Below are 15422 nucleotides of genomic sequence, written 5' to 3'. Positions count from 1 at the left end.
GACAAACGGGAATCCCCAAATGCAGACAGGACCTAGGCGCAGGGGGCAACGTCATTGGCGCGCTGGTTCGCCTGGCCGACCATCGTCTTCACGGTGATCGTGCCGGCGCTGGTCGGGGCCACCGCCTGGGCCTTCTGGCGCCGCCTGCGCGAGGGGCGGGACGGGGTGCCCTTCCTTGCCGGGCTCGCACTGTTCGTGCTGAGCTATGCGGGGCTGGGGATCAGCTTTCATCCGCATATCGTGCCGCCTGGCCTGACGATTCACGAGGCCGCCGCGCCGAATGAATCGCTTCTGTTCCTGCTGGTCGGCGCATTGGTGCTAATCCCGATGATCCTGGCCTACACGGGCTATTCCTACTAGGGCTTCCACGGCAAGGTGCGAACCGAGGACGGCTATCACTGATGCGCCGCTGGCTGTGGTTCGTGGGGCTTTATCTTGCCGGGGTGGCCGCACTGGGGCTGGTCGCGCTGGCAATAAGAGCCGCCATCATGCCCTGATCACGCCCGGACAGGCGCCGTCTTCCCCCCAATCAACCGCGCTGCATCGGCAAGCGGCAGAAGCGGCGGCAGGGCCGAGGGCACGGCCAGATAGCGTGGCCGCCAGTCGGGGTGAAACTTCTCCTTGAAGACGCGCAGGCCGGCGAAGTTGTAGAAGTTGCCGCCACGGCGGTAGATCAGCGCGCCGAACCGGTCCCAGAGCCTGCGGCTGCGTTCAGGCGCAAGTCCCGAGAGCGGCGCCATGCCCAGCGAGAAGGCGCGGTAGCCTTGCCCTTTCAGTTTCAGCATCAACTCGGTGAACAGGAATTCCATCGTCGTGCCCGGCGCGGCATCCGAATGGCGCATCAGGTCGATCGTGGCCATGGCGCGACTGCGGGTGGTCAGGATGTGCGCGAAGGCAACGATCCGACCCTGACGGCGCACCAGCGCCAACCGCCAGCGGCCCAGCCAGGACGGATCGAACCGGCCCACCGAAAAGCCCTTCTCGCGCGCCCTTTTCGTCCTGAGCCACGCATCCGAGATCGCGCGAAGTTCAGCGATCAGGGCCGGATCGTGCGGGGGCTGCACGATCTGAAGCGTAAGGCCGTCGCGCACTGCGCGGGCATGGGCCGCGCGCAGCTTCTTTCGCTCGGGGCCGTCCAGGGAAAAGCCGGTCAGTTCCACCACCGCCTCTTCGCCCATCTTGTGCAGCATCAGGCCCAGTTCCAGCATCAGTGGCACGTCATCGACCCCCACCTCGTAGAACACCGGCCGGGCCCCTGCCTGGCGGGCGGCTTCGACAAAGGTCAGCGCAGCCTCTCCGGCGGCGTCGGCGGGCCCGACCGGGCCGCCGTAGGCGATCCACGATCTGCCTGCGACGCCGAACATCACGAAGCCGCGCCCGTCGTCCGAAAAGATCAGCGCCTTGTCGCCGGTCAGGGCAAAACCCGTATCGGGCCGGTCGGCCACAGCCGAAATCGCGGCAGCGCGGGAAAGGTCGTCCGCCCCCGGCAGCACGAAGCGATGCCTCGGCGCACGCAGCAGAAGCCACAGCGCGGCCAGCCCGACGATCAGGCTGGCAACCAGCCCCGCCCGCAAGGCCCGCGGCACTCGGCCGTCAACCGCGAACTGCCACCACAACTCGTGCGCATAGGGTGTGCCCTTGTGGTCAAAGAACAGCACGAAACCGAAGGCGGCAATCGTGGTGACGACAAGTGCGATCCAGCCGGGGCCAAGGGCGGCATGGGTCAGCGTGGTGCGCCGGTGGAATTCGCGCCGGAAACGCAGCAGGATCACCAGCGCCAGCGCAAGGGCACCCGCACGCTGCCAGTCGGGGCCTTGGACCAGTGCCACGACCACGCCGGCCGCCATCGCCGCCAGCGTCAGCCAGAAGGCCCCGAGGCTGCGCCGCACGATCCCCAGCGCCAAGAGGATCAGCCCCGCCCCCAGCGCCGAGGACAGAAGCGCCGACCCCTCCACGAAGGCCAGAGGAAACAGCGTCTCGGCCACCTCTGCGGCCTCGGTCGTGGGCGGGATCAGGGCCGACAGGCTCATCCAAAGGCCCGAACCGAAGACCATGACCGCCAGCACCAGCGGCGCAAGGGGTGCGACCGCGCGCAAGGCGGGGTCCATCGCGGCCATGGCCCTTCCGAAGGCCCCGGCCGGCGCATGCGCTCCGGCTGCCCGCCAGGCCTCGTGAAGGGCCAGAACCACCAGCGCCAGCACGAAGGGAACGAGGAAATACACAAGCCGGTATAGCAGCAGCGCCGCCGCCACCTTGTGCATCGGACTGCCCGCAGGCATGGCGGCAATGACCACCGTTTCGAACACGCCGATCCCGCCGGGGACGTGGCTGATGATGCCGACCATGGTAGCGGCGGCAAAGACCGCCAGGAAGGTCAGGAAGCCAAGGTCCGATACCGGCAGCAGCAGGTATAGCGTCAGCGCCGAAAAGCCGATGTCGCCAAGGCTGAACAGGATCTGCCCGGCAAGGACCGGCAGCGAAGGCGCATGCAGCGTGAAGCGTCCCAGCGTCAGGCTATGGTCTGAGACCGAGGCCTAGGCCAGCGGCAGCGCTATGGCAAGGACGATACCGATGGCCAACAGCCGGATGGTCGTCGCCGAAAAGGGTAGCACCGAAGCGAGGGCACCCGGATGCAGGGCCAGAGCGCCAAAGGCCGACCACGGTTGCCGCCACGCCAAAGGACACGGCAGCGAAGGTGGACACGGCGGCAACGTCGTAGCCATCAAGTCCAAGCCCGGAATAGACCCGCCACCGCACCGCCCCGCCCGAGACGGCGGTAAGTCCGATGGTGTTGCCGAAGGCATAGGCCATCAGCCCCCCGGTCAGAACCACCGGCACCGGCAGCGGCTTGCCGATGTAGCGCAGCGCCGACCAGTCATAACCCGCCAGAGAAAGATACCCGCAAAACGTGGCCGCCAGCGCCAGAGCCAGCGTTGTCCAGGGCGTGGCATGTACCTGAGCCGCGACCTCGGCCAGATTTACCGGTGCCAAAAGCCGGTAAAGCGCCCAGAGACCCACCGCAAAAAGCCCGGCCGCAACGATATAGGGAAACGCGGCCTTGATGCGCGGCCAGAACCCCGGGCGTTCCGTCAAGATCTCGGCATCAACCGGCATGGGCGGCTTGATTCCCATGGGAAAGGGTGTCTCCAACTCTTATGCTTTGTCGTTCAAACGTCGGCAACCGAGGTGGGATTTCCGCACATGAGCTTTCTGAGGCGGATCTGGCACAGTGGCTTGATCGGCAGCTTCCTGACCGGGCTTGCGGTTCTGGCCCCGTTGACCCTGACCTTGATGATCCTGCAATGGATCATGTCGCGTCTTGCTGGGGCCTTCGGGCCGGGCACCTGGGCGGGCGACCTGCTGGCGCGTGCCTGCTCGGCAATGGTCGGGCAGAATCACGCGGCCGTTGCCTTTCTGCTGGGCCTGCTTGCCGTGCTGGCCGAAATCTGGGCACTTGGCGTCCTTATCAGGGGGCGTGCGCGCAAGGGGATCGAGGGCTGGCTTGACGCGCTGTTCTTGCGGGTGCCGCTTCTGCGGCTGGTCTATCGCCTGGTGGCGCAGGTGTTCCGCCTGATGGCGGGTGGCAGCGGCGACGAGATCAAGGCGATGCGCGTGGTCATGGTGCGCTTCGGGGGGCTGGCGGGGCCGATGTGCTGGCGCTGCAGGCCAGCGCGCAAGTCTATGACACGCCAGGCGGCGATCGGCGTGTGATGGTCTATCTGCCCACCTCACCGCTGCCCATGTCCGGCGGGCTGGTGCTGGTGCCCGAGGCCAGCATCGCCCCCGTGCCGGGCATGACGGCCGACGACCTGTTGCGTGTCTATGTCTCGCTGGGCGCGCTGACCCCGGCGCGGCCGGATGCTTTCACCGGCCCGCAGCCCCTGACTGCAGTAAGGGCATGAACCAGATCGCCCCGGCATTCGTGGCCTTCATCGAACAGCACGCCAATCTGGCGGCCCTGATCGTCTTTCTGCTGGCGGCTTCGGAATCCATCGTCGTCGTGGGGGCCCTGATCCCCGGCACGGCCATTCTTCTGGGTCTCAGCGCGATGATCGGTCTTGGCCATCTGCCGCTGTGGCCAGTGCTGATCGGGGCGACGCTGGGGGCGATCGCGGGGGATGCCTTGTCATGGTGGGTGGGCCATCACTGGCGCGACCGGATCGGGGTCATCTGGCCCTTCAGCCGCTACCCCCGGCTGATCACGGACGGGCAGCGCTTCTTCAACCGCCATGGCGGCAAGAGCATCCTGATCGCCCGCTTCACGCCGGGGGTGCGGGCGATCGTGCCCGTGGTCGCGGGCGCCTCGGGCATGCCGGCCGGGCGGTTCTTCGCGGCCAACATCGGATCGGCCCTGATCTGGGCGCCGTCGCATGTCCTTCCGGGGGCGCTGGCCGGCATGGGGCTTGGGCTGGCAGGCCATGTCAGCGCGCGGCTTCTGCTGCTGGTGCTGGGCCTGATACTGACGGTCTTTCTGGCGCTGCTGCTGTTGCGTCTGGTGCTGCGCTGGGTTCTGCCTAGGGCCGATGGCCTGCGCGCCCTTGTGGCCCAGCGCCTGCGCAGCCGCCCGCCCGCACCCTGGCGCCGGGCTGCGCTGGCGGTGCTCAGCCCCGACGATGACCTGCGTCCGCTGATTCTGCTGGGCCTGCCCTTGCTGATGGTCGCGATGGCGCTGGCGGGCCTGGCAGAAGAAGTCGCCGAACATGCGGGCCTTGCCCGGGCCGATGCGGCGCTGAGTCGGGCAGTGACGAGCCTGCGGACCGCGCCGGGGAACGAGGCGATGACCCTGGTGACAAACCTTGGCGATGCCCCGGTGATCATCACTGCGACGGTGGCGGCGGTGTTATGGCTGATCATCCGCCGCCGCTGGCATCTGGCGACGGGGGTCGCGCTGACGATGGGACTTTCCACCGCATTTGCCACCGCGATGAAGCTGACTTTCGCCATTCCGCGCCCGACCGCGCTTTATGACGGCGCGCAGGTGTTCGGATTTCCCAGCGGCCATGCCACCGGGGCGGCAACGCTGTTCGGGCTGCTGATCTGGTTTGCATGGCGCGGGTTGCCACAGCGCTGGGGCGGGCGGCTGGCGGGGCTACTGGCGGTTCTGGTCGCACTGATCGCAGCCTCGCGCATCTATCTTGCCGCGCACTGGCCATCGGACGTAGCGGGTGGTCTTCTGCTCGGCGCCGGGCTGACACTGGTCTTTGCGCTGGCATTCCGCCGGACCGACCCAACCCCTGTCGCACGGGGAACCCTGGCGGCGACTCTTGCGGTCTTCGCCGGGTTCGGCGGCTGGCATGCCATGACGAACCTTCCCGCCGCCCTGCGCATCTATGCCCCCGTTTCCCCCCCGCTCGAGATCATGACCATGGCCGACTGGCTGGCCGGTGGCTGGACCGCTCTGCCCGCCCGCCGAACCGACCTTGCCGGGGAGACCGAGGAAGTTTTCACGCTGCAATGGGCCGGTAACTTGGCAGACCTGCAGAACCTTCTGCTAGGCCAAGGCTGGCACGCGCCGCAGCCGCTTTCAGTCGCCCTTGGGGCCGTTCTGTCGCCCGCAGCCCCGAGCGAGGCGCTGCCCGTCCTGCCCAGGCTTGACGACGGCGCTTATCCGGTGCTGACCCTGATCCTGCCGGCCGCCGATGGCGCCTCACGCAGTGTGCTGCGCCTTTACGCCTCGGGCCATGCGGTTGAAGGCGTCGGGCCGCCTCGACCCATCCTGCTGGGCACGCTGGAGCATGAGCGCCTGATCCACCCCTTCGGTCTGTTGACCCTTTCCATTGCCGAGGACGGCCCTTCCCCGACTCTTGCCATGCCAGATCCGAACCTGCGCACGGTGACGGCTGGAGACAGAACGCAGTTGCTTGGCCCGGTTTGACCTGTGGCGCCGAAGCCTCCGTCGCGTCATACCCGGTCGTGCAGGCGGTGGGCGTGCCGGGGCCGATGCCTCAACGCCGCGGCCTCGCCCCGGCGCAGCGCGGTCAGGCTAGCTGCGGCGATCATGAGGACTGCGGCCCGTAGCCCAGAATGCGGCCGGAAGATGCGACAGCTGCGGCGGGGCGTCGGGGGCGGGATTGCCCCGCCCATCTGCAGCACGAAGGCCGAGAGCGAGATGCCCGCCGTCAGCCCCACCTGCTGCGAGACCGCGGAAAGGCCGGTGGCGCGGCCCATCTCCTCTTCCGTCGCATCGACGAAGACGATGCCGTTCAGCCCGGTGAACACCAGCGCCTGCGCGAATCCTGCCAGGATCACCAGCGGCACGATGACCGCGTAGTTCACGCTCTGGATCGTGCCGAGGCCGAGGAAGGCCGCCGTGCTGACCAGCGTGCCAGCGATCAGCGTCCGACGGAAACCGAAACGGTTCAGGATCCGCGGCGCCAGTGCCCGCATCGTCAACCCTCCCAGCGCGAAGAGCCCGCTGAGCAGGCCCGAGACCAGGATCGAGAGCCCCAGTCCGACCTGGAACAGGAGCGGCAGGAGGAAGGCCGCCGCCCCGCCGCTCATGCGGAAGATCGTGCCCGCAACGATGCCGACGGTGAAGGTATGGTGCTGGAACAGGCGCGGATCGACCAGCGCATCGCTTCGCCCCCGCGCGCGGATCGTGTAGAGCGCCATCACCGCCAGACCCGCCGCCATGGCCCCGAGGGCGACGGGCGTCGAGACCAGATGTTCGCCGAGGCAGAACAGGCCGAACAGCCCGGCGCCGAGGCCTAGGGCGGAAAGGACGAAGCTGGTGCGGTCGAGGGGCGCGACCGGCTCGGGCGGCAGGCGCGGAATCAGCGCCAGGGCGAGCGCGATGGCGATCAGACCGATGGGCAGGTTGATGAGGAAGATCCAGCGCCAGCCGAGGGTCTGGGTGACGGTCGCGCCCACGAGCGGCCCCAGCGCCGGCCCCATCAGCGCAGGCACGGTGATCCAGGCGAGGGCCTGTACCATCTCGTCCTTGGCCACGCCGCGCAGCACGATCAGCCGGCCCACCGGCACTATCATCGCGCCCCCCGCGCCCTGCACCGCGCGCGACAGGACCAGCCCGGTCAGCGTCGATTGCGCGGCGCAAAGGGCCGAGCCGGTCAGGAAAATCACCATCGCCGCGACGAAGACCCGCCGCGCCCCGAAGCGGTCGGCCAGCCAGCCCGAAACCGGCACCATCGCCGCGAAGGCGATCAGGTAGGTGGACAGCGCCAGTTTCAAGGACAGGACGGGGACCGACAGGTCCTGCGACAGGACCGGCAGCGCGGTGGCCAGCACGGTGGCGTCCGTTGTCTCCATCAGCATGGCCAGCGCCACGATCAGCGCTACGACCACGCGCGCCCGGAAATCCTGTGTGGCCGTCAATGCGCCATCCCTGCCTTGGCGCCCGTCTTCGGCTTCTGCATCAGCGCCACGAAGGGCAGCATGGCGAAGGCTGCCCAGCCGGTCAGCGCGAAGGCGTCCTGGAAGGCCAGCATCTGCGCCTGCCGGGCGATCACGCCCGAAAGCTGCGCGGCCGCCGCCGGGTCGGTCGGGGATAGCCCCAGCGGCGCCAGCCAGGCTGCGACCTCGGGGCGGAAGGGGGTGATGTCCTGCACGAGGACGCTCCAGTGGAACTGGGTGCGGGTGGCCACCTGCCAGCCCACCACGGCGATGCCGACCGACGACCCGATGGATCGCGCGACGCCGTAGATGCCCGAGGCCTCGTCCTGCCGGTCGCGTCCGACGTTCTGGAAGGCGAGCGTCGACATGGGCACGAAGAACAGCCCCATGCCGAGGCCCGAGACGATGCCGGGCAGGGCGATGTCCCAGAAGCCGGCGTCGAGGTTCAACCGCGCAAGGCCCAGGTTGCCGAGGCCCAGGGCGCAAAGCCCCAGCACCAGAAGGACGCGCGGATCGACCCGGCCCATCAGCACCGCCCCGGTCAGCACCATCGAGGCCCCGGCGGCGAGACCTCGCGGCATGAACAGAAGGCCGGCATCCACCACCGGATAGCCCAAGAGCCCCTGCACGAAGAGCGGCAGCACCGCGATCGTGCCGAACATAGCCAGGCCGAACCCCAGCATCGTCGCGTTCGCGGCGGCGAAACTGCGGTCGCGCAGAAGCGCGAAGTCGATGATCCCGTCCCACATCCGCCAGCCGCGCGTGACGAAGACGGTGCCCGCGAACAGCGCGACCAGCGCGGCAACCTGGATCAGGCGCGAGGCGAACCAGTCGCGAGTCTCGCCCAGGTCCAGCACCATCTGCACCGCGCCGATCGCCGTGACCATCAGCGCAAGGCCGAGCCAGTCGATATGGACGCGCTTCACGTCCTCCTGCGGCAGTTCGCCCGCCATCATCATGAGCGCGAAGGCGGCGACGGGCAGGTTGACGTAGAACACCGCGCGCCAGCTGAAATATTCGGTCAAAAGTGCCCCCAGCGTCGGCCCCAGCACCGGGGCCACGACCACGCCCAGGCCGAACAGCGCCATCGCCTGACCGCGCTTTTCCTTTGGGAAGGCGTCGAACAGGATCGACTGCGACAGTGGGATCAGGAAGGCCCCGGCCAGCCCCTGGCCCAGGCGGAAGGCCACCATCATTTCGACGTTCTGCGCCAGCCCGCACAGCATCGAGAACCCGGCAAAGGCCAGGATCGCCCCGGTGATCAGCCGCCGCCGCCCGAACCGGCGCACGAAAAGCCCGGTCAGCGGCATCACCGCGACCGAAGCCACGATGTAGCTGGTCAGGATCCAGACCGTCTGGTCCGAGGTGATGCCGAAGGCCGCCTTGATATGCGGCAGCGCCACGTTGACGATGGTGGAATCCAGCACCTCCAGCACTGCGGTCAGCACCACGGCCAGGATCACCGTCCAGCGCACGGCGGGCGGCGCAGCAGTTTCAGCCTTGGCAGCAGCACCGGTCATGGCGCGGGCGTTGCCGTGGTATCCACGGTGACTGTGCTTGACGCGCCCACACGCAGCGGCATGGCGGCATCGCCGGAGCCTGCTTCCAGCGCGATGCGGACCGGAAAGCGCTGTGTCACCTTGACCCAGTTGCCGGTCGCGTTCTGCGGCGGCAGAAGCGAGAAGACCGCCCCAGATCCCGCTCCGATGCTTTCTACCCGGCCCTTCAACACCATCCCCGGATACATGTCGATGGTCACGGTGGCGGGCTGGCCGGGCCGCAGACGGGCGATGTCGGTTTCCTTGAAATTCGCATCCACCCACCAGTCCCCGTCCTCGATGATGGAAAACAGCGGCTGGCCGGCCGCCACCATGGCGCCGGGACGCAGCGATAGGTTGGCCACCCAGCCGTTGACCGGACTGCGCAGCACCGCATCATCCAGCGCAATGCGCGCCTGTTCCAGCCGCGCCATGGCCGCGCGCACGGCGGCATTCTCAGTGCCCTGCGCCCCCAGCTGATCCTGCGCAGCCTTCAGCGCCGCGGCCGCCGCATCGCGCGCCGCCAGCGCCCCATCGCGCGTGGTTCGGGCGTTGTCCAGTGCTGCCTGCGCCAGATCACCCCGGGAATACAGCGCCTCGGCCCTGTCGAAGGCGGTCTGGGCCTGCTCAAGCACCGCATTGGCCTGGGCCAGCTGCGCCTCGGCGGCCGCCACCTGCGCCGCGCCGGCACCGGCGGTCTGCGCGGCCTGTTCGAAGGCCGCCTGTGCCGCGCCAAGTTCGGCCCGCAGGATGTCATCCTGCAGGCGCAGAAGAACCTGGCCCCGGTGCACCAGTTCATGTTCCTGCACCTCGACTGCGGCAACCCGCCCGCCGACCCGAGCCGCGACTGTCAGCACGTTTGCACCTACATAGGCATCGTCTGTCGAGGGGTGCAGCGCCTGATGCCGCCACCACAGGGCAAGCCCGCCCGCAGCACCGGCAAGGACAGCGATCAGCACAAGGATCTTGAAGGATTTCATTGTCAACCTCGACGGAACGACCGACCTACGGCACGAACGGCGCGCCGCGGGCCGGTATCTTGTTGGCTTTCCCCGGCCGTCACGGCCCCATCGGCCCATCCATCAGCACCGGGAACAACCCGACGAGGCCGGTCAGGACAAGATAGGTCGCGACAATATAGTTCAGTAGTCGCGGCATGATAAGGATCAGGATTCCGGCGATCAGCGCCGCCAGCGGCCCCAGCACCAGGTGCATCTGCATCCCCATCATTGCGCCACCGCCTGCTTCTGCGCCTCGACGAAGTGGGCGCGCAGTTTCGCCTCGTCGGTCGAGGACAGGTTGGTGCGCAGCACCGTGCCGCCCAGTTCAGCCAGATGCCCGATGACCCGGTCCGAGGTCACGTTGCGCGCCATCATGAACAGCGCCGCCTTGCCGGGCGACAGGGTCTTGGCCACGTCCTTCATGAAGTCGTCGCGGATCCCGAAATCACTGAGCGCCCCGGCCACGGCGCCCGCCGCCGCCCCGGTGACCAGCCCGATCAGCGGGTTCAGGAACAGGACCCCGATCAGCAGCCCCCATAACGAGCCCGACATCGCCCCTAGCGACCAGGGGTTGACCATCTGGCACAGATGCACCTTGCCGTTCTCGTCGGCCACCGCGACCACGGCGTCGCCGACATCGGCGTAGTATTCGTTCGACAGTTCGAACAGCTTCCTGCTGGCGGCTTCCGCCGCTTCGGCATCGTCGGAGCCGATCACCACCAGTTCAGCCATGATCCGGTCTCCTTGTCCCCGGGGTTCAGAGGTTGATGTGCTCGGCCGACCACTCGGCGAGCGGCAGGCCCCGGTTCGGCACGCGGCCGTGGTTGCGGAAGAACGTCTCCTTGTTGGCCAGTTTCTGGGCATAGGGCAGACACCCCCCCTGCGCAGCTCCTGGATGTTACCGCCGCACCAGCTTGTCGCGTCAATGTAAAATGCCTGGCCGCCCGCATGTCGCCGATGCAGACGACCCCGGGCATCCAGGGCGCATCGGCCTTCGCAGGCTCCATTCTGGCCATGTCCCCGGCGATCCGCCGCCCGACCATCTCGTATTCCTGATGCCCCAAGGCGCCGAGCTTCGACACCGTCAGCACCGCCGCAGGCAAAGACCTTGGGCCGGTCGGGGTTGCGCATCCGCATGTCGGTGACGAGGAAGCCCACCTCGTCCGCGATCGGCAGCCCGCGCAGGAAGTCTTGCGGCTTCCTGGTCGGAAAAGCGATCATGAGCTCGGCCTTCGGCGTCCTGCATTCGAGAAACTCGACCCCGTTGGCAGTCCTCCCGCGCGACCACAGCCGCGACAGCACGACGCCGGCACCCAGCAGAACCAGTTCAGAGGCCGCGACCCCGGCCCCGGTGTTGCCCTGAAGATGCAAAAGCCAACCGGCCATCGCCGCCCCCTCAGGCCATGTTCCAGCCGTGGCTCACGTTCAGCGCCTGCCCGGTAAGGGCGTTGGTCGGGAAGGCGGCAAAGACGAAAGCCACCTCGGCCACGTCCTCGACCGTGGTGAACTCCTTGTCCGCCGTCTCGCCCAGCATGATGCGCTCGATCACCTCCTTCTCGGAGATGCCGAGTTCGGCCGCCTGTTCGGGGATCTGCTTTTCCACCAGGGGCGTGCGCACGAAGCCGGGACAGATCACGTTGGCGCGGATGCCGTGCTTGCCGCCTTCCTTGGCGATGACGCGGGCAAGGCCCAGAAGGCCGTGCTTGGCCGTGACATAGGCCGATTTCAGGGGCGATGCCTCGCGCGAATGGACCGAGCCCGTGAAGACGATGGCCCCGCCCCCCCGCGCCTTCATGTGCGGGATGCAGGCCTTCGAGGTCAGGAAGGCGCCATCGAGGTGGATCGCCAGCAGCTTCTTCCAGTCGGCGAAGGGAAACTCCTCGACCGGGTGGACGATCTGGACGCCCGCGTTCGAGACCAGCACATCCACGCCGCCGAAGGCCGCGACGACCTTTGCCACACCGGCGTTCACCTGGTCCTCATCTGTCACGTCCATCGCCACCCCGATGGCGCGGCCCGGGCCGCTCGCCGTCAGCTCGACCGCAACGGCATCGGCAGCCGCCTGCTTCAGGTCGGCGATGGCCACAAGGCCCCCCCGCGCGAACGTGGCGTTCCGCTATGGCCCGCCCGATGCCGCTGGCGGCCCCGGTGACGATGCAGGATTTGCCCTTGAGATCCAAGGTCATTCTCCTTGCTGCCGGCCGCCGTGCGACCGCATTTCCGTGCGCGTGTCAGATGCCCGCAGACCGGAGGGCCGACGGATGGCCCCAGCCATGGCGCGGCCCCGAGATGGTCTTGTGCGAGAGGCCCGATGCCCCGGGTCGCTGCGTCGGGATATGGACAGCCGAGACGGCCCCTGGCACCGGCCGGCCATCCGGCCCGCTGCGCGGTGGAACAGCTCCAGCCGCGCCGGGCCTGCGGGCCGGCGCGGTGGGTGATGACCATGAACTTGCAGCGGTCGGTGCGACAGGGCCAGGCGGGAAGCCGGGGCTTGTCGGCGGCATGGCAACGTCGGCGGCATGGCAACAAAGTGCGCGCGACCAGATCATCCTCTTTCATGGATCGGCGCCTTTTCTTCAGAGTCGGCGGCATCGAAGACATGCATCCCGGCCTTGGTCGCGTCGTGTGCGGACAGTTGCGGGTGTGACAGGCTGCGTGCCACGTCCGCAACGCCGGCCGCCCAGGGCGCCCGCATCGCCTCGCGCGAGAAGTCATAGTCCTTGGCACCCGTCTCGTAGGGCTTGGCGCGATAGATCAGATGGATCAGCGTCAGCGGCGCCCGGGCCGGGGGTGCAAGCAGCCGCGCCACCGTAGGATCGGCCTTCAACGCCGCGGGCAGCGCATCCGCATGTGCATGCAGGGCGGCAGCAAGCGCGTGTTTGGCGCGCATCCGGTCGGTCACAGCTCGGATGCGGCTGGAAAAGCGGATGTCCTTCTCGCGTGCCTCGACCGTCCAGATCGAGCGGGGAACGGGTCCACGAGCCGGAAAGAGGTCCACCTGCCAGACCACCAGCGGGAGGTCGTCAGCGCGGCTCTCGATCACCCGGGCAAGTGGCGTGTTCATCACCAGACCGCCGTCCCAGAAATAGTCTCCGTCGATCTCGACTGGTGGAAATCCAAGGGGCAGCGCCCCCGATGCCATCATGTGCTCCGGCCCGATGCGGCGTTCGGCGCTGTCGAACCAGATGAAATTCCCGGTGGCCACGTTCACCGAACCTACGACCAGACGCACCGGCCCGGCGTTCAACAGGTCGAAGTCGACCAGATCCTCAAGCGTATGGCGCAGGGGCGCGGTGTCGTAGAAGCCCGCATGGCCCGGCAGGCCGGAGGCGTCGAGCGCGGCCGGCCAGGGGCGCGGCGCGAAGAAGCCCGGCGCGCCGGCGGTCAGCGCGATCCCGGCGCCCAGAAACCGCAGCCCCGGCCAAGACGCGGCGCCGCTCACCCGTTCCCAGAAGGCCGTCAGCCGCTCGGCGCGACGGTCGGGCGGGTTGCCGGCAATCAACGCTGCGTTGATTGCCCCGATCGAGATGCCGGCCACCAGATCGGGCAGGATGCCGGCTTCGGCCAGACGGCAGACGGCGCCCGCCTGATAGGCGCCAAGCGCACCGCCCCCCTGCAGGACGAAGGTGGTGCGGTGCCGGGTGGTCCGTTTCATGCCTTCGTCCTCCCCTCGGCCGGGGCGCGCAGGTCGAGCATCGTCCATTGCCCCTCGATGACCGGACCGCCCATGGCTGCGGCCCGCATCCGGTCCAGCCTCCGGCTTGAAGGCCCGGCAAGCACCAGGGCCAACGCCACGGCGGCCAGAATCGGCAGCGCGATCAGGGCGGCGAGCCCGATCATGAGGATGCTCATCGACGTTCCGATGACGATCAGCCCGGAATTGCGCAGGTGGGACAGCATGGTCGGTATTCCCTTCACTGACGACAACCTGCCCGGCACGCATTGCCATGCGCTGCCGGGCAGATTGAATCGCTGTAATCTTTGAAGCGCGCCCCCGGATCCGGGGGCGCGGTGCGGGGCGCAGGATTGCGGCTCAGCCTGCCTGCTGCTCGCCGCTTTCGCCGTCCTCGCCGCCGTTGTGGTCCTGGTCGCCGACCATCACCTTCCCGGTCGCGGCATCCACCATCATCTCGGCCACCTTGCCCGAGGCATCGGCGAGCTTCAGCTCGATTCCGAGCGCGCCGTCCTCATGCTCGAACTCGGCCGAGAGCACCTTGCCCCCCTGCGCCTCGGCACCCGAGATGGCCTGAAGGAGGCCGGTCTTCGCCCCCTGGATCGCGGCGAGTTCGTTCGCCTCGGAGGTATCGCTGTCGCCGTCCGATTCGGGCTTCTCGTTGTCCGGGGTGCTGGCGAGGATCGCGCCGGTCATCGGGTCGATGCGGTGGTCGATCTCGGTCGGGCCGCTCTGCTCGGTCACGTCGAAACAGGTCCCGTCCTTCGTCACCTTGAACTCGGCGCCGGTCACGATACCCTGGCCCGCAGCCTCCGCCACGCGGATGGCGTCCGCCAGCGTCAGCCTGGCCCCAGCAAGCGCCTTCAAGCTGGTGGCCTGCTTGCCACCGGTTTCGGCCCGCGCCACCGTGGCGGCAATACCGCCGAGCGCGATGGATCCGGCGAGCGTCGCCGTCATCAGCCTTGCAAATCGGGATTTCGGTTTGGGTTGCATGGTCTTCTCCTTTTGCTTCTGGCAGCGACCGTCGCTGCCATGACGCCAATCTGGAGATCGCGCATCGCAAGCGCCTTTCACCTGCGTTGAAAATCTGCCATTATAGAAAATGTCGAAATATCATCGATTTGTAGATCATGGCCCATGACCCGCCAGACGAATGTCGTCCTCCTGCCTCTCGGACGAGCAGGCCGGGAGCCACTTCCGCGGCGTTGGCGACATGACCCTTTCTCACCCCCGCTTCCTGGCCTTTCTTGCAGTATTCGTCGCGGTCACCTCGGCCGGTTCCTTCTTCTTTCCGATCGAGGAAGCGACGATCCTGGGCTTCGACCTTGCCGCTGCCGTGTTTATCGCGCTGGCCCTGCCCCTATGGGCGGTGGACAACCCCGAGGACGCCCGTGCCCGCGCGGCGCGCGACGACGGCGGGCGGATTTTGCTGATGCTGACAGCGGCGGCGGCGCTGGCGGCGATCCTGCTTGCGCTGGGGCGGATGATCGAGGGGCGCAGCCACCTGACCAGCACGGATTTCGCCATCGTCGCGGGAACGCTGGTGCTGGCCTGGCTGTTCTCGAACCTGGTCTATGCCTTCCACTATGCGCATCTCTACTACGACCAGGTCGATGCGGGCGATGCAGGCGGGATCCTCTTTCCCGAAGGCGGAAAACCGGTTTTCGCGGATTTTGTCTATTTCGCCTTCGTGATCGGCATGACCTGCCAGACGGCCGACCTCGACATCTCGTCGCGAACGATCCGGCGGGTGGTCACGCTGCACGGCCTGTTCGCCTTCTTCTTCAATCTCGGCGTGCTGGCCATGACCATAAACGTGCTCTCGGGCGTGCTTTGACGCCCGAGAGCGAGGCCGGTTAC

Annotated in this window: 17 protein-coding genes; 6 read left to right on the top strand and 11 right to left on the bottom strand. The window is 67.8% G+C overall.

Features of this window, described 5'->3' with window-relative positions; genetic code table 11:
• Positions 1-54 precede the first annotated feature (54 nt).
• Both EZM81_RS16655 and EZM81_RS16650 read left to right on the top strand, forming a co-directional pair.
• A complete protein-coding gene (locus EZM81_RS16655; RefSeq protein WP_211195436.1) occupies positions 55-360 on the top strand; it encodes a cytochrome d ubiquinol oxidase subunit II in 306 nt (101 codons plus the stop codon).
• Between the two features lie 41 nt (positions 361-401).
• Positions 402-497: a DUF2474 domain-containing protein gene (locus tag EZM81_RS16650; RefSeq protein WP_136646512.1), complete on the top strand. Its 96-nt coding sequence runs from the start codon at positions 402-404 to the stop codon at positions 495-497.
• Here the strand turns inward: EZM81_RS16650 and mprF are convergent, their stop codons facing one another.
• Positions 498-2453, bottom strand: a complete 1956-nt coding sequence (gene mprF, locus EZM81_RS16645; protein WP_248298260.1) for a bifunctional lysylphosphatidylglycerol flippase/synthetase MprF — start codon at positions 2451-2453, stop codon at positions 498-500.
• A 61-nt stretch (positions 2454-2514) separates the two neighbouring features.
• Positions 2515-3132 carry a YbhN family protein gene (locus tag EZM81_RS18370; RefSeq protein WP_169052399.1) on the bottom strand — a complete coding sequence of 206 codons (618 nt, stop codon included), beginning with the start codon at positions 3130-3132 and terminating at the stop codon, positions 2515-2517.
• A gap of 69 nt (positions 3133-3201) precedes the next feature.
• Between EZM81_RS18370 and EZM81_RS18365 the strand changes: the two genes are divergently transcribed.
• The 3 genes from EZM81_RS18365 to EZM81_RS16630 are packed head-to-tail and all read left to right on the top strand — an operon-like array spanning position 3202 to position 5875.
• Positions 3202-3711: a DUF502 domain-containing protein gene (locus tag EZM81_RS18365; protein WP_169052398.1), complete on the top strand. Its 510-nt coding sequence runs from the start codon at positions 3202-3204 to the stop codon at positions 3709-3711.
• Entirely contained in the window at positions 3711-3902 is a 192-nt protein-coding gene (locus EZM81_RS16635; protein ID WP_136646509.1) for a hypothetical protein, read from the top strand. Before EZM81_RS18365 ends, EZM81_RS16635 begins: the two co-directional genes overlap by 1 nt.
• Positions 3899-5875 (top strand): bifunctional DedA family/phosphatase PAP2 family protein, encoded by a 1977-nt coding sequence (locus tag EZM81_RS16630; protein WP_136646508.1) that lies wholly within the window; start codon positions 3899-3901, stop codon positions 5873-5875. The genes EZM81_RS16635 and EZM81_RS16630 overlap by 4 nt, the downstream gene beginning before the upstream one ends.
• A gap of 26 nt (positions 5876-5901) precedes the next feature.
• Here the strand turns inward: EZM81_RS16630 and EZM81_RS16625 are convergent, their stop codons facing one another.
• The 9 genes from EZM81_RS16625 to EZM81_RS16585 form a co-directional block, all read right to left on the bottom strand.
• Positions 5902-7332: an MFS transporter gene (locus EZM81_RS16625; protein WP_136646507.1), complete on the bottom strand. Its 1431-nt coding sequence runs from the start codon at positions 7330-7332 to the stop codon at positions 5902-5904.
• Positions 7329-8870 carry a DHA2 family efflux MFS transporter permease subunit gene (locus EZM81_RS16620; protein WP_136646506.1) on the bottom strand — a complete coding sequence of 514 codons (1542 nt, stop codon included), beginning with the start codon at positions 8868-8870 and terminating at the stop codon, positions 7329-7331. The genes EZM81_RS16625 and EZM81_RS16620 overlap by 4 nt, the downstream gene beginning before the upstream one ends.
• Positions 8867-9868 carry an HlyD family secretion protein gene (locus EZM81_RS16615; RefSeq protein WP_136646505.1) on the bottom strand — a complete coding sequence of 334 codons (1002 nt, stop codon included), beginning with the start codon at positions 9866-9868 and terminating at the stop codon, positions 8867-8869. The genes EZM81_RS16620 and EZM81_RS16615 overlap by 4 nt, the downstream gene beginning before the upstream one ends.
• Before the next feature lie 79 nt (positions 9869-9947).
• Entirely contained in the window at positions 9948-10103 is a 156-nt protein-coding gene (locus EZM81_RS16610; RefSeq protein ID WP_248298259.1) for a DUF3096 domain-containing protein, read from the bottom strand.
• 11 nt (positions 10104-10114) lie between these two features.
• Entirely contained in the window at positions 10115-10621 is a 507-nt protein-coding gene (locus tag EZM81_RS16605; RefSeq protein ID WP_136646504.1) for a DUF1269 domain-containing protein, read from the bottom strand.
• A gap of 664 nt (positions 10622-11285) precedes the next feature.
• Positions 11286-11975: a 3-hydroxybutyrate dehydrogenase gene (locus tag EZM81_RS16600; protein WP_248298258.1), complete on the bottom strand. Its 690-nt coding sequence runs from the start codon at positions 11973-11975 to the stop codon at positions 11286-11288.
• A 459-nt stretch (positions 11976-12434) separates the two neighbouring features.
• Entirely contained in the window at positions 12435-13544 is a 1110-nt protein-coding gene (locus tag EZM81_RS16595) for a patatin-like phospholipase family protein (protein ID WP_136646503.1), read from the bottom strand.
• A complete protein-coding gene (locus tag EZM81_RS16590) occupies positions 13541-13789 on the bottom strand; it encodes a hypothetical protein (RefSeq protein ID WP_136646502.1) in 249 nt (82 codons plus the stop codon). The genes EZM81_RS16595 and EZM81_RS16590 overlap by 4 nt, the downstream gene beginning before the upstream one ends.
• 133 nt (positions 13790-13922) lie before the next feature.
• Positions 13923-14555, bottom strand: coding sequence for a PepSY domain-containing protein (locus EZM81_RS16585; protein WP_136646501.1), 633 nt, complete (start codon positions 14553-14555; stop codon positions 13923-13925).
• Positions 14556-14775: 220 nt separating this feature from the next.
• Here EZM81_RS16585 and EZM81_RS16580 point away from each other — a divergent pair, with 220 nt between their 5' ends.
• Entirely contained in the window at positions 14776-15399 is a 624-nt protein-coding gene (locus tag EZM81_RS16580) for a DUF1345 domain-containing protein (protein WP_136646500.1), read from the top strand.
• Positions 15400-15422 lie beyond the last annotated feature (23 nt).

The sequence above is a fragment of the Tabrizicola sp. YIM 78059 genome, from assembly GCF_004959785.1.
GTDB lineage: Bacteria > Pseudomonadota > Alphaproteobacteria > Rhodobacterales > Rhodobacteraceae > Tabrizicola > Tabrizicola caldifontis.
The sequence above is the reverse complement of the archived record's forward strand: the minus strand, read 5'-3'. Positions and strand labels throughout refer to the sequence as shown.

Coding starts and splice junctions, on each gene's coding strand:
- EZM81_RS16635 (WP_136646509.1), top strand. CDS start 3,711: ATGGTCTATCTGCCCACCTCACCGCTGCCCATGTCCGGCGGGCTGGTG.
- EZM81_RS16610 (WP_248298259.1), bottom strand. CDS start 10,103: ATGCACCTGGTGCTGGGGCCGCTGGCGGCGCTGATCGCCGGAATCCTG.
- EZM81_RS16630 (WP_136646508.1), top strand. CDS start 3,899: ATGAACCAGATCGCCCCGGCATTCGTGGCCTTCATCGAACAGCACGCC.
- EZM81_RS18370 (WP_169052399.1), bottom strand. CDS start 3,132: ATGGGAATCAAGCCGCCCATGCCGGTTGATGCCGAGATCTTGACGGAA.
- EZM81_RS16605 (WP_136646504.1), bottom strand. CDS start 10,621: ATGGCTGAACTGGTGGTGATCGGCTCCGACGATGCCGAAGCGGCGGAA.
- EZM81_RS16585 (WP_136646501.1), bottom strand. CDS start 14,555: ATGCAACCCAAACCGAAATCCCGATTTGCAAGGCTGATGACGGCGACG.
- EZM81_RS16590 (WP_136646502.1), bottom strand. CDS start 13,789: ATGCTGTCCCACCTGCGCAATTCCGGGCTGATCGTCATCGGAACGTCG.
- EZM81_RS16580 (WP_136646500.1), top strand. CDS start 14,776: ATGACCCTTTCTCACCCCCGCTTCCTGGCCTTTCTTGCAGTATTCGTC.
- EZM81_RS16650 (WP_136646512.1), top strand. CDS start 402: ATGCGCCGCTGGCTGTGGTTCGTGGGGCTTTATCTTGCCGGGGTGGCC.
- EZM81_RS16620 (WP_136646506.1), bottom strand. CDS start 8,870: ATGACCGGTGCTGCTGCCAAGGCTGAAACTGCTGCGCCGCCCGCCGTG.
- EZM81_RS16595 (WP_136646503.1), bottom strand. CDS start 13,544: ATGAAACGGACCACCCGGCACCGCACCACCTTCGTCCTGCAGGGGGGC.
- EZM81_RS16615 (WP_136646505.1), bottom strand. CDS start 9,868: ATGAAATCCTTCAAGATCCTTGTGCTGATCGCTGTCCTTGCCGGTGCT.
- EZM81_RS18365 (WP_169052398.1), top strand. CDS start 3,202: ATGAGCTTTCTGAGGCGGATCTGGCACAGTGGCTTGATCGGCAGCTTC.